Below are 15,607 nucleotides of genomic sequence, written 5' to 3'. Positions count from 1 at the left end.
GAACAAATAATGGCACGCATTATTGTTGTCACATCAGGTAAAGGGGGTGTGGGTAAAACCACCTCCAGTGCGGCGATTGCGTCGGGACTGGCCCTCAAAGGAAAAAAAACTGCAGTCATCGATTTTGATATCGGCCTGCGCAATCTGGATTTAATCATGGGCTGTGAACGCCGAGTCGTTTATGACTTTGTCAATGTGATTAACGGTGAAGCGACCCTTAATCAGGCGCTGATCAAAGATAAGCGTACTGACAACCTATTTATACTGCCGGCTTCTCAAACCCGTGATAAAGATGCGCTGACCATAGACGGCGTTCGCCGTGTCTTTGATGAACTTGATGAGATGGGCTTTGATTTTATCCTGTGTGACTCACCTGCAGGAATCGAACAAGGTGCGTTGATGGCGCTATACTTTGCAGATGAAGCGATCGTCACCACTAATCCTGAAGTCTCATCGGTTCGCGACTCAGACCGTATTTTGGGCATTCTTGATTCGAAATCACGCCGCGCTGAAGAAGGTTTAGAACCAGTCAAACAGCATTTGCTGCTGACTCGCTACAACCCGACACGGGTCACTCAAGGCGAGATGCTGAGTGTCGAAGATGTCGAGGAAATCCTCCACATTTCTCTTCTGGGTGTGATTCCTGAAAGCCAAGCGGTATTAAACGCTTCAAACAAGGGTGTGCCTGTTATTTTCGATAACGAAACCGACGCTGGAATGGCCTATAACGACACCGTTGACCGCCTGTTAGGTTCACAAGTGGATTTCCGCTTCCTGACCGAGCAGAAAAAAGGAATTTTCAAACGATTATTCGGAGGCTAGATGTCATTACTTGAATTTTTTCGACCACAGAAAAAGACGTCCGCAAATTTAGCCAAAGAGCGACTGCAAATCATTGTCGCTGAGCGACGCAGCCAGAATGATCCTGCGCCTTCTTACCTGCCGCAATTAAAGGAAGATATTCTGAAAGTGATCGGTAAGTATGTTGAGATTGACCCCTCAATGGTCGACCTTTCGTTTGAGCACAAAGATGATGACATTTCCGTATTGGAACTGAATGTGAAATTACCTGAAGACGATAAATAATATCGTCCGACAAGCCTTAATGATTTAGGTCGATATTCTGCTATCGGCCTTTTTTATTGGCACTGACCTTCGACCCAATCTAAAACCCCTCTCCATAAACCGATTCCCTTTTTCACTGAGTGGTTCATCGGGATCACCAATCAAATCAATAGAAAACAACAAATATTCGTCTCATAAAAGAGCAGGTAAATTGACACCAACGTCAGGCCCTTTTCGTTTTATGGGGTGTGAAACACGACAGCGTGACTACAATTGACGAAATACCCTGTTCTTGTGGGCGTATTCAGGCCTTGATGCCCCTTGATCACAGAAATCTTCAGCCAACCAGCACCATTTAAAGGCAAACAAATCATCAAGATTCACAATAACTGATAACAAATCACAACAAATCAATAGGACTTGACCCGATGAAAAAACATACTTTACTCGCTTCAATTGCGCTGCTTTCGACTTCAGTTTTAGCCGACGACCTTTCTGTCGAAATGGTCGACTTAGCCTCTGGCCAACCAGCAGGTGTGGTTACCCTATCTGACAGTCAGTATGGAACGGTTTTTACACCCGAGTTAAAAGGATTACCCGCTGGAGTACACGGTTTTCATATTCACACCAATGGCTCTTGTGGAAGTAGTACTAAACAGGGAAAAACCGTGCTCGGTGGTGCGGCTGGCGGTCACTATGACCCACAAGAAACCGGCAAACATGGTTTCCCTTGGACCAATAATAACCATTTGGGGGACTTACCTGCTCTCTATGTCGACAGTCATGGTGTGGCCAACAACCCAGTAGTGGCACCGCGAGTCTCACTATCGTCTGTTACTGGCAGGGCCTTAATGATACATGCAGGCGGCGACAACCATTCGGACCATCCTGCGAAACTCGGCGGAGGTGGTGCTAGAATTGTTTGTGGCGTAATCAAGTAACCTCAGTATAGCGTGTAAGGAAGTGATTCAATTTCAATTTTTCATGCTGCTGAAGTCACCGAATTGAAGAATAAAATACAGACTTTTGTTAAGCGTTGCTACCCTGTAAATGGGCGACTAAGTATCCGAATCACAATATAAAGGTTTAATATTAATTTATGAAAAAACGTCTCATTGCATGCGCAAGTATCGCGCTGATTCCATTGATCTCACAAGCAACCGTTGATGTCGTCGTCGATGACAGTGTGATCGCACAACAACGTGCTACTCTTGCAGAAAATACAAAAGGTAAGGGTTTCGGTCCTCAGGCTCCACGTGACATTGACAATTTGACGGGGATGAATCATCGCGCGTTTGGTCGCGCACCAGACGCAAACGAGATGAACCTCTGTAATATTCACTTCCACAAGAATGCCGAGCATAAAGGGGGCGAATTCAGTCGATACGCAGGAAATGGCGACGGAAAAGGCTACAATACGGGTTACGTTTATACCGGTAAGCTCAGCGACGCAGAACTGAAACCATTCGCCACGGCTGTTGGAAAAAACGCTCACGGTCAACTGCTCTCAGGCGATACCATTGAGGTTCACTACGTCTATTCAACCGCGCAGGTGAAACCTGGGCCAACATTGGGGGCCTGTTTAAGTGAATCGATCAACAACCCTCAATTGCGCGTCGAAACCCAAGTCTATGTTTTAGTCAATGATCGCAATGCTTCTGATTTTGTGAAATTAACAGAATATGGGCAGAAAAATGGGGTGTATCAGGCACTCAACATTCCTGATAATACTGGAAAACCTATCCAATACCCGGGCTCAACGACAGGCCCTGGCTACAATGAAACCGCCTCTCCTTTGCAAGTTAGCTGGAGCGTCCGACCAAAAGTGGCAAAGGTCGACATCGCAACAGTAGCAAAATGGTTAAAAAAGAATGACTTCAAGGAAAATCATGCACATGGTGTACGCAACCTTGTAACTAACCCCGATTTACTTGCAGCGGTCCAATAACACACCCTTTCTGTTGTGTGTTCAAAACCAATAGCAAATAATGGCAAAAGCCCCAGTGTTTAGGCACTGGGGCTTTCGTTTTTGAACGACGACCAGATTTTATCAACCTTACCGATTACGCACCGACGGCAGATTTTTTGCCTTTAGTGGATTTCTTAGGCAGCACCTGATCCGCTTTCTTCTTGATCACCGTTGTCCCCTCAAATGTCTCTCCCTCGACAAAGGCTTTTCCGTAGTAAGAGGCGAGAAGCACTTCTTTCAACTCCTTGATCAATGGGTAACGTGGATTCGCCCCCGTACACTGATCGTCGAACGCTTCTACCGCGAGTTGATCGAGCTTAGCGAGAAAATCCGCTTCAGGTACGCCCGCTTCCTTGATGGATTTAGGAATATCCAAGTCCACCTTGAGTTCATCTAACCAAGACAAAAGACGCTCAATTTTCTGAGCGGTACGATCGCCTGACTGACTGAGACCTAAATGGTCAGCAACTTCAGCATAGCGACGTCGAGCTTGAGGCCGATCGTACTGTGAGAATGCCGTTTGCTTAGTGGGGTTGTCGTTCGCATTGTAGCGGACCACATTAGCAATCAACAAAGCGTTGGCCAAGCCATGTGGTAGGTGAAATTCAGCACCAATTTTGTGAGCCATTGAATGACAAACTCCGAGAAATGCATTGGCAAATGCAATCCCTGCAATGGTCGCTGCATTATGCACTTTTTCACGAGCGACCGGATCGTTTGCGCCATTGGTATAACTCGACGGTAAGTACTCTTTCAGCATTTTTAACGCTTGTAGCGCTTGGCCATCAGAATATTCGTTGGCCAATACTGAGACGTGGGCTTCTAAAGCATGGGTTACCGCATCATACCCACCAAAAGCTGTCAATGATTTAGGCATGTTCATGACAAGGTTGGCATCAACAATCGCGATATTCGGCGTAATCTCGTAATCCGCGAGAGGGTACTTCGCGCCAGTTTTATCATCGGTCACAACAGCAAAAGGCGTGACTTCAGACCCTGTCCCTGAGGTTGTCGTGATGCAAACCAGTTCTGCTTTTTTCCCCATTTTAGGGAATTTGTAAATGCGTTTACGGATATCCATAAAGCGCATCGCGAGCTCTTCAAAGTGGGTGTCTGGGTGCTCGTATAACACCCACATTATTTTGGCTGCATCCATTGGTGAACCACCACCCAAAGCAATGATCGTATCGGGCATAAAGCTTTTCATCGCTTCTGCGCCCTTTTCAACCACTGAGAGAGTAGGATCGGCTTCCACATCAAAGAACGTCTGTACTTCCATCCCTTGCGCTTTCAAAAGGGTGACAACGTCATCTGCGTAACCATTGTTGAATAGGAAACGGTCTGTGACCAGAAAAGCGCGCTTCTTACCTTCCAAATCCCCTAAGGCAATGGGAAGACACCCGCGACGAAAATAAATCGATTTAGGGAGTTTATGCCACAACATATTTTCAGCTCGCTTTGCCACGGTTTTCTTGTTGATAAGGTGCTTAGGTCCAACATTTTCTGAAATTGAATTCCCCCCCCAAGAGCCGCATCCCAACGTCAGTGACGGTGCAACATTGAAGTTATACAAGTCACCAATCCCCCCATGAGTGGTCGGGATATTAACCAAAATACGCGCCGTTTTTAACTTGTCTCCGAAGTAACGTATGCGGTCAGTATTCACATCTTGATTGGTGTACAAACCGGAGGTGTGTCCAATACCACCAATTTCAACCATGGTCACCGCCTGTGCGACAGCATCTTCAAAGTTGTCCGCTCGAAACAAGCCCAACGTTGGGGATAACTTTTCATGGGCAAATTCATCCTCTATCGCGACTTTCCCCAAACCCTCACCAACGAGCACTTTGGTGTCCGCGGGTACGTGTACTCCAGCCATATCTGCAATTGCTGATGCTGGTTGCCCAACAATATTGGCATTGAGATTACCGTCGATTAATAGAACCTTACGTACTTTTTCAGCATCCGATTTAGAAAGAACGTGGGCCTTGTGAGACGCAAAGCGTGCTTTCACTTCATCGTAGACTTCATTCACAACAATGGCGGCCTGTTCAGACGCACACACGACACCGTTATCAAATGTCTTTGACATTAAAATTGACGCAACAGCACGTTTGATGTCGGCTGTTTCATCAATGACGACCGGAACATTACCAGCCCCGACACCAATCGCTGGTTTGCCCGAAGAGTATGCCGCTTTAACCATACCCGGCCCCCCCGTGGCCAAAATCAGAGCAATACCATCGTGCTTCATTAAAGCATTGGACAATTCGACAGAGGGTGCGTCAATCCAACCAATAATATCTTTCGGCGCGCCGGCAGCGACGGCCGCTTCTAAGACTAATTTCGCTGCGTCATTCGTGGAATGTTTGGCACGTGGATGTGGCGAAAAGATAATGCCGTTGCGCGTCTTGAGTGAGATCAGAGATTTAAAAATCGCGGTCGAGGTAGGGTTAGTTGTCGGCACTATACCGCAAATGATACCTACCGGTTCTGCTATCGTCATCGTACCAAGGTTGTCATCTTCTTCAAGAATACCGCAAGTTTTCTCGTCTTTATATTTGTTATAAATAAACTCTGACGCAAAATGGTTCTTGATCACTTTGTCTTCGACAATGCCCATCCCGGATTCTTCAACAGCTTGCTGAGCTAGAGGGATACGGGCCTGATTCGCCGCCAAAGAGGCCGCTCGGAAGATTCTATCTACTTGCTCCTGAGAGTATGTCGCGAACGTTTCTTGCGCTTTTTTAACGCGAGCAACCATTGCATCCAGTTCAGCCATATTAGTAACAGGCATAGTCAATCTCCTAAAATGAAAAATATAAAAAGCTATTTATTAAGGGAACTGGGCATTTTCATCACCGCCACCGAAGCACTTCTTAGTAAATTGCTTTCAAGACTGAGTATATTATTTCAAGATATGACAAATATTGACCCAGATCATTTCTCATACGCTCTTTCTTTAATTCGGAGAAAAACAATCCTAAAAATAAAATAATAGCAATATTTTTCAACAACTTAATAATAAACATTCTCAGTTGTTTTTTTTCATTACCTTCTTCTAGCACGAAAAAACACCCAAGATATGTAAAAAAATTTCATGACATCAGCAAAAACTTACAACTTGGCTTATCAACATCTCTTGATACGCTAAAACATTGGGATAAGAGGTCAAACCGTGGTGTGCGTATCACGTCTCAGCCGCCGGTCCTAACACGATAAACCGGTTCGATGTCGCGACCATTACTCGATGTTGGCACAGCGCTTCCTTCCCCCTTGTTGATCAACACCCTAACGTTTAAAATCGTGAATGAGTCAATTTTAGACTATATTCCCCATGTCACTCCTCGTTCTCACGTGCGGCTTTATTTTGGATAAGACTTATCATGCAAACATTTGACATCGCTATCTTTTTGCAGTTTTTTCTCGGTCTGGTTGCCGCGGTTAACCCGGTTGGCATCATGCCAGTCTTTGTCTCTTTGACAGGCCATATGACGATAGAAGAAAAACATAAAACCGCCACGACCGCCAATATGGCCGTGGGTATTATTCTTATTGTCTCTTTGTTTGCGGGGCAGCGACTACTGGACATGTTCAGTATTTCTCTCGACTCCTTTCGAGTCGCGGGGGGCTTGTTGCTTTTGAGCATCGCGTTCTCAATGATGAGCGGTAAACTCGGGGAAGACAAACAGAACAAACAGGAGAAATCCGAGTACGTAAGCCGTGAACAAATTGGCGTCGTGCCACTGGCCATGCCATTAATGGCGGGCCCGGGGGCGATTAGCTCTACCATTGTTTATGGGGCGCGTTATCCGACCATGACCGATGCCGTAGGCATTAGTGTTACTATTGCGTTGTTTTGCTTGTGTTCGTGGCTTTTGTTTCGCTCAGCGCCATTCATTGTACGCGCGCTTGGCCAAACAGGGATCAACGTCATTACTCGTATTATGGGGTTAATTCTGGGAGCGTTAGGTATTGAGTTTATCACCAACGGTATGCGTAATCTTTTCCCTGGATTGGCCTAAGCGACAAGTAAAGGTATAATACGAATCCAGTTTTATAAATTACTTCCATTTATGTCGCACCACTCTATTAAACACCATCTTTACATCATTATTTTTGGAACGCACACTCGGTCTGGACGTATATTTGATATCGCGTTAATCGTCGCGATCTTGTCTTCGCTATTGGTTTTGGTGCTCGAGTCGATCCCAACCGTGGCCTCTCACTGGAAAAACGAACTTCGTTTCCTTGAATATATGTTCACGGCCTTATTTACGTTGGAATATGCCCTGCGATTATACTGCTCTCCCAAACCAACGGCTTACGCCCGAAGCTTTTATGGCGTGGTTGATCTGCTGGCTATTCTGCCAACCTATATCGCCCTACTGTTTCCTTCCGTTGCTTTTATGGGCGTGATCAGACTGCTGCGCGTGATGCGGATATTTCGCATACTTAAGCTCGTTCGATACCTTCAAGACTCTAATATCCTGCTAAGATCCTTGCTGATGGCTCGAAGAAAGATATTTATTTTTTTCACTTCTGTTGCCATTCTGGTCACCATTTTTGGTGCGCTGATTTTTGTGATTGAAGGGCCACAAAATGGATTTACCAGTATGCCCAAAAGTATCTACTGGGCCATTGTGACCATAACAACGGTGGGGTACGGAGACATGGTACCGCAAACCGATCTCGGTAAAGCTCTGGCGTCTCTAACCATGTTGCTTGGGTACTCTATTTTGGCGGTCCCTACCGGTATTATTACGGCCGAATTAAGTCAGGAGATGCTCAGCCACAAAACACTCGTCAAGTGTCCAAACTGCTCAAAGTCAGGCCATGAAGCCGATGCGCTTCATTGCAAACACTGCGGTAGTCAACTGGCTGATCCCGATCAGCGTATTGCAGTAGAGTAAGGAGTAAGACGCTCCGCTTTACATCTTATTTCAACGGTCACAAAAAAGGACACACACCACTGCTGGTATGTGTCCCGATTCCAAGCGTCGTGACAGGATTAGTGTTTTTCAGCCAGAATGATCCTTAAGGTACGACGGAGGGGCTCTGCCGCTCCCCATAACAGCTGATCACCGACGGTAAAGGCGTTGAGAAATTCATCCCCCATCGCCATTTTCCGCAAGCGACCGACCGGTACAGAGAGAGTGCCCGTCACTGTCGCAGGGGTCAACTCCTGAGCGGTGATGTCACGTTCATTTGGAATCATCTTCACCCAATCATTATGAGTAGCGATCATTTCTTTGATTTCGTCCATCGGCACATTTTGCTTCAGCTTAATGGTCAATGCCTGAGAATGACATCGCATTGCACCAATCCGAACACACGTTCCATCGATAGGAACCGGAGCCTGCTCAAAGCCAAGAATCTTATTCGCTTCAACCCCAGCTTTCCATTCTTCTTTACTCTGGCCGTTGTCACGCTTTACATCAATCCAAGGGATCAGGGAGCCCGCTAAAGGTACGCCAAACTTATCCGATGGGAAAGACGAGCAGCGCATAGTATCAGCCACTTTTCGGTCAATATCGAGAATAGAACTTGAGGGGTTAGCCAACTCCGAACTGACCGAGTCATTGATCACACCCATCTGCGAGATCAACTCACGCATATTTTGTGCTCCAGCGCCCGAAGCAGCCTGATAGGTCATCGCACTGGTCCATTCCACCAACCCTTTTTCAAACAGGCCACCTAATCCCATTAGCATCAAACTGACCGTACAGTTGCCACCAACAAAAGTGTTGGTCCCTGCGTGGATACCTTGCTGAATTTGGCTAAGATTGACCGGGTCAAGTGTGATAATAGCGTCTTGAGCCATACGTAAAGTCGACGCCGCATCAATCCAGTAACCTTTCCAGCCAGATTGACGAAGGGCAGGGTAGACTTTTTCAGTGTAACTGCCACCCTGACAGGTCACAATGGCATCTAATTGTTTTAGGCTTTCGATATCGAAGGCATCTTGCAATAACCCAGCGTCTTTACCAAAGTTAGGGGCGGGTATACCAATTTGAGAAGTGCTGTAAAAAACAGGCTCAATATGGTCGAAGTCTTTTTCTTCAACCATGCGTTTCATCAGCACAGAACCGACCATGCCACGCCAACCGACTAAACCAACTCTCATTCTCAACTCTCCATGTAAATATTTATAAAGGGATACCTCAATACTTGAATTTTCACAGCAAAATCTCAAGAAAAAAATGCATCTATTTTATGAATTTTGACCGATATTTTCAGATGCTATTCTCTAACGCTGCTTTATTTATATCTTTCGCTGAAATCTTAAGTAAATAATGAAACAAAAATTAAATATTAAAGCTACATTTGAGTAACATTTAATCCCATTTAAAAACACCTATTTTGCTCATTTTTAATATTTACAACTAATAATAACATCATCAGTAGACTCAAATCACATCGGAGTTGTATTTGTTCGATATATTATTCTGACTCATGTAAAGTGCTGCGCGTACCCAAAATGAGCTAACACTCACAATATGCTCCCACGCCTGAGACAAGAGAGCATATCGCTTATAACACATATAAGAGGCACTGCATGACGCAACTCACTCCACGTTTACCAAGCTTGCTGCAAGTTATTGTCGCTCTTGGTTTATTTTTGCTAATGGCTTTCTCGTTCACAGCCCAATTAGACTTACCTATCCAGCTGGCACTTTACATCGGCTGGTTTGTAATTATGGCGCTCGGTGTCCGCCTTGGGCATAAGTATAAAGATCTTGAAAAAGCAGCCCTTAATGGTATTTCAAACGGTCTAGGCGCCGTTTTGATACTCCTTGCTGTTGGCGCACTGGTTGGCACATGGATCTCCGGCGGTATCGTCCCGACCATCATTTACTACGGCCTCAATGCAATTCATCCGTCGATCTTTTTATTGGCAACAATGATCATCTGTTCACTGACAGCGCTTGCTACCGGAACATCGTGGGGCGCGGCAGGTACCGCGGGCATCGCGATGATGGGAATAGGCCAAGGCCTAGGAGTACCCGCACCCATTACCGCTGGTGCGATCTTGTCCGGCTGTTATTTTGGTGACAAAATGTCACCGCTATCGGACTCCGTTATTCTTGCTTCATCAATGTCAAATGTTGAAGTCATGGAACACATTAAGGGGATGTTGCCTATTGCTTTAATCAGCTATGTGATTACTGGCATCATGTTTACCGCCTTTGGTTTCCACTATGCTGGCAACATTGACATGTCTCAAGTACAGTCTGTTATTGATGCCATGGACGCACAATTTTACATCACTCCTTACTCTTTTGTACCTGTCCTCATTGTGCTTGGTTTGTTGGCCATGCGTATGCCTTCTTTCCCAGTGATCAGCTTTGGCTCATTGTTAGGTATTATTTGGGCAGTAATGATTCAAGATGTCGATTTCCTTCAAGCATTTCATACTGCATGGGCGCCGTTCAACATTGAGTCGGGGGTCGATTTTATTGATTCAATCCTTAACCGTGGTGGGATGTCATCAATGCTTGGATCGGTTGCGGTCATAGTATTTGGTCTTGGCTTTGGTGGGCTTCTTGACAAAGTTGGCGTGCTTGAAACCATTGCAAAACTATTCGAACGCCGCGTACAGAGCGCAGGCTCACTGGCGACCAGCACAATTGGTACCGCATTTTTGGGCAACGTCTTTGGCTCAGCGATGTATGTATCACTGATTCTAACGCCAAAAATATGTGCTAAAAACTACGACCGCCTCGGTTACAAACGTAAAAATCTATCACGAAATGCAGAGTTTGGCGGGACATTGACATCTGGTATGGTGCCTTGGAGCGATAACGGTATCTACATGGCCAGCATTTTGGGTGTCGCAACGCTTTCTTATGCCCCGTTTATGTGGCTAAGCTTTGTCTGTATCCTAGTCACGATCATTACCTCTTACTTGGGTTGGTTTGTTGATAAGTGTGAGCCCACAGTGGCCACAACGGATGAACAACAGGCTGACTACAAAAACCAAACCGCTTAACGTTAAGGCACTGCGCTGAAACAAACCGCTTTGATCTGCTCACAGATAGAGCGCGGCTGATTACATCCTCCAACATGCCTTATGTTGGAGGATGTTTTATTTTTATCCCACCGACTTTGTGGCTGCCATACTGACGAACTACCCTTTAAAAACAACAATAAGGTCAATGCTTTAAAACGTCATTTGGCCAGAAAAACGCCGCTTGTCGTAACAAGCCGTTTACTCAGTAATAAATTGGCTTTTAGCTAGCCATTTCTTATAACTTTATCTTTGGATATGTAATAAAAGTCTATTTGTAAACGCGCGTGATTACTTTACCCTACCCGCTTCGTACGCCAATCGTCATCTGAAGAGCTTCATACTCACTACCCTATACCACGCTTGCGGTTGGCCATTTTATCTGGACAAACGTCCATTAGAATTTATACAAAGGAAACACTACGATGGGCAAATTGATTCGGCCATCCTTATCAACGCAGATCATCCTCGCAGCACTCGCTGCATGGGCAATGACGAGCCTTTTTTCTAACAGCAAAGAAACCTTGCTCGCGGCCAATGAACTGCTCTCTCTCATCAAACTAACCTACATTGGTTTGTTAAAGTCCATCGTTGGGATAATGGTGCTACTCAGCCTTATTGAAGGGGTGAGCAATATAGGCAATATAGTTCGGCTCAAACGTATTGGACTCACGACCTTTACCTTTTACATGGGCACGACCACCATCGCGATCATTCTTGGTCTCGGTGCGGCTTTGTTAATGCCTGAGTGGACACCTCTTTCTTCTGCACTTCCCTCTTCAAGTAGCCTCACGTTGATCGATGAGGATTCCGCTCAGGGAATCGCTATCGCGAGCAAGCTGTTAACAATGGCTCTTGTTAATCCCTTTGAAGCTCTGGCCACTGGCAACCTTCTTGCCATTGTCCTATTTGCTCTGTTGCTTTCTGTCGCACTCATTGCGGCCTTGCCTCAGGCACATCCTGTTTTTGATGTGGTACGAGGCCTTAACAAAGGTGTCGCTACCTTAGTGAGCGGTATCGTCAAATTAGCCCCCCTTGCGGTATTTGCGATTGTGTTTGAGTTTACCATTACGCCCAATGACGCTCTATTCAGCCAATTGTTTGAATTCGCTTTACTGGTTTTCTCGCTAACCATGATTCACGGGCTGATTGTTCTGCCTTTAATCGCAAAGTTTGCAGCTGGGTTAGGCGTTCGCGACCTATTCAGGGCCATTTCTGCACCACTGACGATGGCATTTGCAACCTCTTCCAGCTCCGCCACGCTGCCACTGACACTGAAAACAGCAAGGGAAAAACTTGGGGTTTCTGACTCTACTAGCAGTATCGTCCTACCATTAGGAGCCGTGATGAATATGGATGGTACTGCGTTGTTCGAAGGTGTGGCGGCCGTCTTCCTCGCTCAATTATTTGGTATCGACTTATCCAACAGTGCCATAGTGATGATCTTTTTGATGGCGATGATTTCATCGGTTGGGGCTCCGGGCATGCCATCTGGTTCGATGTCTGGTATGCAACTGGTGCTGCTTGCGGTGGGCATTCCTTTAGAAGCCATTGCGATTCTCTTGATCATCGAGAGACCACTGGATACTTTTCGCACCGCCGTCAATGTACAAGGTGATCTGGTTGCCTCTGTTGTTATTGATCGCTGGACCAAAGATCCTGAGACATCAGAGACTCGCCAACCGATGACGCAGTCCACCAGCTGACGAGGATGATTAAGCGCCCTTCCTTTGGATGGGCGTTTCATCTGAGCTTGATAGAAACGAGATAATACGTCATCTTTGAAGCAGTAATTAGCAGGAATCGTGCTTATGCATTGCCTTGATCGACTCAAAATTTACTGGTTCCATTGGCAAAAGAATCGCCTTTGGCCCGGCCTCAACCATAAGATTCTCGGTTGGTCGAGCTACCAAGAGCAACAAATGCGATTCTCGACCATCGGTGATGCCGCTGAGTTTCGGGCCAAAAGCGTCATTGATCTCGGCTGTGGTATGGGTGAGCTTTATGATTACTTGACACAGGATCAGTGTTTAGCGTCTTACCTTGGTATCGATCAACATTGGCCTTTTCTTCAGCAGGCGAGACAACGAGTGGGATCAGCCCATTGCCGATTCAAATACGGTGACATTAGTAAGCTAACGTTACCTGTGGCCGACATCATTGTCGCGAGCGGCTCTCTCAGTTACCGTTCAACCAACAAGAATTATCTCTCACAAATGATCACTCGCATGCACAATGCAGCCAATGAAACGGTCATCTTCAACTTGCTCAACTCCGATACCTTTCCTCAGCAAAAAACACTTCAGCCCTACAATAAACGTGCGGTCTACCGATTTTGCAAAACCATCAGTGCTCACGTTCGTGTGATTGATGACTATTCGAAATCAGATTTCACCATTGTCTTGGATAAATGAACGTCTTTTTATCACACAAAACTAGGGTTTCAGTTTTGTTGCTGGCTAAGGAACTGCTGGGCCTCTAATATCGCTTTATCGAGACGTAGAGTGAGCTCAGAAAGTAAATCAGGTATCGAGTCAGCCCCATCTTTTATCGCCAGTTCCACTTTACTCGCCGACTCTCTTAGATTGAGTGCTCCCAGATTCCCGCCGACTCCTTTTAAACTATGGGCCTTACGTAATGCTTCATCTGAATCGATATGGAGTAGCTTTCGAATACTCTCTACATCGTGAGCATGATCATCGACAAACACCTGTAAAAGCATACAGACAGATTCATAGTCATTGCCGAGTGACTCTAGCATGCCTTCAATGTCAATTTCAGCTTCAGCCTTCTCTTGAATGATGGGTGTGGTGGTCATCACGACGTTTTCTTCGGATTCAGCATCGCTATTCGAGCTATCTTGCAGCTCGTCAGGTATCGGTTTTACCGAAATGATTGCTTTATTCTGGCTCGTTGCAAGCCTAGAAACATAAAGACACAACACCAGCAAACACATACCGCTGTAGACTGCACCAGCGATGACAAAATTGGTTTGTTGCGACTGATATTGCTCTTCAACTAACTTCGTTTGCGAACGGATAGAATGTGTCATCAATTGTTCGAGCATATAGCTGCCTTGGGCATAACTTCCGAGTACCAGAGACGCCTGCGCTAACAGTTGCTGCATATCCCTTTTTTCTAACGCAGGTAGACGATCAGAGTGAGTGTATAACAGGTCGAGCTGCCTAAATACCTCGGGGCTATTGTTCCTAGTACTAAACAACGCTTCCAAAATATTTGCATTCAACTGATTGATATATGCAAACATGAGATCACTGTCTTGGTATTTCAATTTGACAAACTGAATCTGATCAACAAGCGCAACCAAACCTAATTCATTTTCCAAAAAGGCATTGGCCTGATCGATAAAGCGGTCTGTGGTGTAAAGGAGTTGGTTAACATCGGGAGAGACCCAAGTTTGCTGGCTAGAGCTTTCTAATTGCAACCTAAGCGCATAAATAATTTGAAGGTTCAATCCCTGTTCATTAGTGACTTGAGCTCGATAGGAAGGCTCATCAAACAAGGAGTCACGCAACTCTTCAATACTGTTCCCCAGCTCATCGACCTGAACCATCATCAACATATTTGAGCGGTAGCTCAGCGTTAAAAGCACTATTCCTAGCGCCCAACCTACCACCACTAACCAGCCTGTAGTGAGCGTGTTGCGTCGCATGTCATATTCTTGCTTCGATAAATTCCATAGTACCAAGCATATACGCAATGAAAAAGAATAGTAAGCTCAGGCGCGTTTTTCTTGCACTTGTAGCAAAACAAAGATCTCAGTTAGGAGACAATAATGTTGCCGATAACGTGGCCCATATCTGATAGGGCAACTCAATGGCTAAGTTGCCTCAGCTGACCGCTTTCAACAAAATACCGGTCCAAACCAAGATGAACCACAGCTTCATCTTGCGGAGGGTTTCCATAAGATGCAACAACAACAATATTGTCTCCATGTTTCGCGTTTTCCGTGTGGAACCTCGCCACTTTCTCATCATATTCACATTCGATATTGTATGTTCCATCCAAAATATCATTTCTGTGATTTAAGGACGTACCTATCACTTTTTTCACGGGCCAATCTAAACCCTCGACAACCCCTTGAACAAACTCTTGTGGTGAAGCCGTAACAATCCAAATTTCAACACCAGCATGATGTTGACGAAACATCTCGGCGACAACCTCAGGAATAGGACGGAGGCTTGCACACACTTGATAGCCGGCCTCAAAAACCACCTTTCTAGATTTCCCTTTTAACGCTTTACGGTAGAGCTTTTCTTTTATTAGCTTTCTATATTGACCCGACATAATTCGTCTATCAAAGAGAGCAGAGGCTATATACAGTGGGAATCTTGAGCGAGCAACAAAACGCCCGAATAGCTTGGGCAGAGAATTATGCATGATGAGTGTTTCATCAAAATCGAAGATTGCAATACTTTTCACATTCTTACCATGTCCTGAGTTTATGTACGGTAACCAAGCACAGTACTGTCTGATACTTGGGCCTCTGTTACGCTACTCTCTATACGTATTACCTTCGCAGTGTATGGAGGGCAAGCCTA

General features: G+C 45.6%; 13 protein-coding genes. 9 read left to right on the top strand and 4 right to left on the bottom strand.

Annotated elements, in window-relative coordinates; translation table 11 throughout:
• Window positions 1–9: 9 nt before the first annotated feature.
• The 4 genes from minD (at window position 10) to HLM86_RS06580 (ending at window position 3,013) form a co-directional block, all read left to right on the top strand.
• Window positions 10–822: a septum site-determining protein MinD gene (gene minD, locus HLM86_RS06595; RefSeq protein WP_076587265.1), complete on the top strand. Its 813-nt coding sequence runs from the start codon at window positions 10–12 to the stop codon at window positions 820–822.
• Entirely contained in the window at window positions 823–1,086 is a 264-nt protein-coding gene (minE, locus tag HLM86_RS06590; RefSeq protein ID WP_076587267.1) for a cell division topological specificity factor MinE, read from the top strand. It begins immediately after the preceding gene.
• Window positions 1,087–1,493: 407 nt separating this feature from the next.
• A complete protein-coding gene (sodC, locus tag HLM86_RS06585; RefSeq protein ID WP_076587269.1) occupies window positions 1,494–2,006 on the top strand; it encodes a superoxide dismutase family protein in 513 nt (170 codons plus the stop codon).
• Window positions 2,007–2,164: 158 nt separating this feature from the next.
• Entirely contained in the window at window positions 2,165–3,013 is an 849-nt protein-coding gene (locus HLM86_RS06580) for a delta-class carbonic anhydrase (RefSeq protein ID WP_170882438.1), read from the top strand.
• Window positions 3,014–3,128: 115 nt separating this feature from the next.
• Here HLM86_RS06580 and adhE read toward each other — a convergent pair whose 3' ends face one another.
• Window positions 3,129–5,831, bottom strand: coding sequence for a bifunctional acetaldehyde-CoA/alcohol dehydrogenase (gene adhE, locus HLM86_RS06575; protein WP_076587274.1), 2,703 nt, complete (start codon window positions 5,829–5,831; stop codon window positions 3,129–3,131).
• A gap of 589 nt (window positions 5,832–6,420) precedes the next feature.
• Here adhE and HLM86_RS06570 point away from each other — a divergent pair.
• Together HLM86_RS06570 and HLM86_RS06565 are read left to right on the top strand one after the other, a co-directional pair.
• Window positions 6,421–7,059 (top strand): YchE family NAAT transporter, encoded by a 639-nt coding sequence (locus tag HLM86_RS06570; RefSeq protein WP_170882437.1) that lies wholly within the window; start codon window positions 6,421–6,423, stop codon window positions 7,057–7,059.
• Window positions 7,060–7,110: 51 nt separating this feature from the next.
• Window positions 7,111–7,947 carry an ion transporter gene (locus HLM86_RS06565; protein WP_076587282.1) on the top strand — a complete coding sequence of 279 codons (837 nt, stop codon included), beginning with the start codon at window positions 7,111–7,113 and terminating at the stop codon, window positions 7,945–7,947.
• Between the two features lie 98 nt (window positions 7,948–8,045).
• Here the strand turns inward: HLM86_RS06565 and asd are convergent, their stop codons facing one another.
• Window positions 8,046–9,161 carry an aspartate-semialdehyde dehydrogenase gene (gene asd, locus HLM86_RS06560; RefSeq protein WP_170882436.1) on the bottom strand — a complete coding sequence of 372 codons (1,116 nt, stop codon included), beginning with the start codon at window positions 9,159–9,161 and terminating at the stop codon, window positions 8,046–8,048.
• 432 nt (window positions 9,162–9,593) lie between these two features.
• Between asd and nhaC the strand changes: the two genes are divergently transcribed.
• The 3 genes from nhaC to HLM86_RS06545 all read left to right on the top strand — a co-directional run bounded on the left by nhaC (window position 9,594) and on the right by HLM86_RS06545 (window position 13,459).
• Window positions 9,594–11,027, top strand: coding sequence for a Na+/H+ antiporter NhaC (gene nhaC / locus HLM86_RS06555; RefSeq protein WP_170882435.1), 1,434 nt, complete (start codon window positions 9,594–9,596; stop codon window positions 11,025–11,027).
• Between the two features lie 443 nt (window positions 11,028–11,470).
• Window positions 11,471–12,751: a dicarboxylate/amino acid:cation symporter gene (locus HLM86_RS06550; RefSeq protein WP_076587290.1), complete on the top strand. Its 1,281-nt coding sequence runs from the start codon at window positions 11,471–11,473 to the stop codon at window positions 12,749–12,751.
• Window positions 12,752–12,856: 105 nt separating this feature from the next.
• Window positions 12,857–13,459, top strand: a complete 603-nt coding sequence (locus HLM86_RS06545; RefSeq protein ID WP_076587292.1) for a class I SAM-dependent methyltransferase — start codon at window positions 12,857–12,859, stop codon at window positions 13,457–13,459.
• A gap of 29 nt (window positions 13,460–13,488) precedes the next feature.
• On the opposite strand, the gene HLM86_RS06540 is transcribed toward HLM86_RS06545, so the two are convergent.
• Both HLM86_RS06540 and HLM86_RS06535 read right to left on the bottom strand, forming a co-directional pair.
• Window positions 13,489–14,718: an Hpt domain-containing protein gene (locus HLM86_RS06540; protein WP_076587294.1), complete on the bottom strand. Its 1,230-nt coding sequence runs from the start codon at window positions 14,716–14,718 to the stop codon at window positions 13,489–13,491.
• Between the two features lie 161 nt (window positions 14,719–14,879).
• Window positions 14,880–15,488 (bottom strand): haloacid dehalogenase-like hydrolase, encoded by a 609-nt coding sequence (locus tag HLM86_RS06535; protein WP_170882434.1) that lies wholly within the window; start codon window positions 15,486–15,488, stop codon window positions 14,880–14,882.
• Window positions 15,489–15,607: the final 119 nt, after the last annotated feature.

This window comes from Vibrio ostreicida (assembly GCF_013074385.2).
Taxonomy (GTDB): domain Bacteria; phylum Pseudomonadota; class Gammaproteobacteria; order Enterobacterales; family Vibrionaceae; genus Vibrio; species Vibrio ostreicida.
Note: the sequence above shows the minus strand (reverse complement) of the source record. Positions and strands in the feature narration are given on the sequence as shown.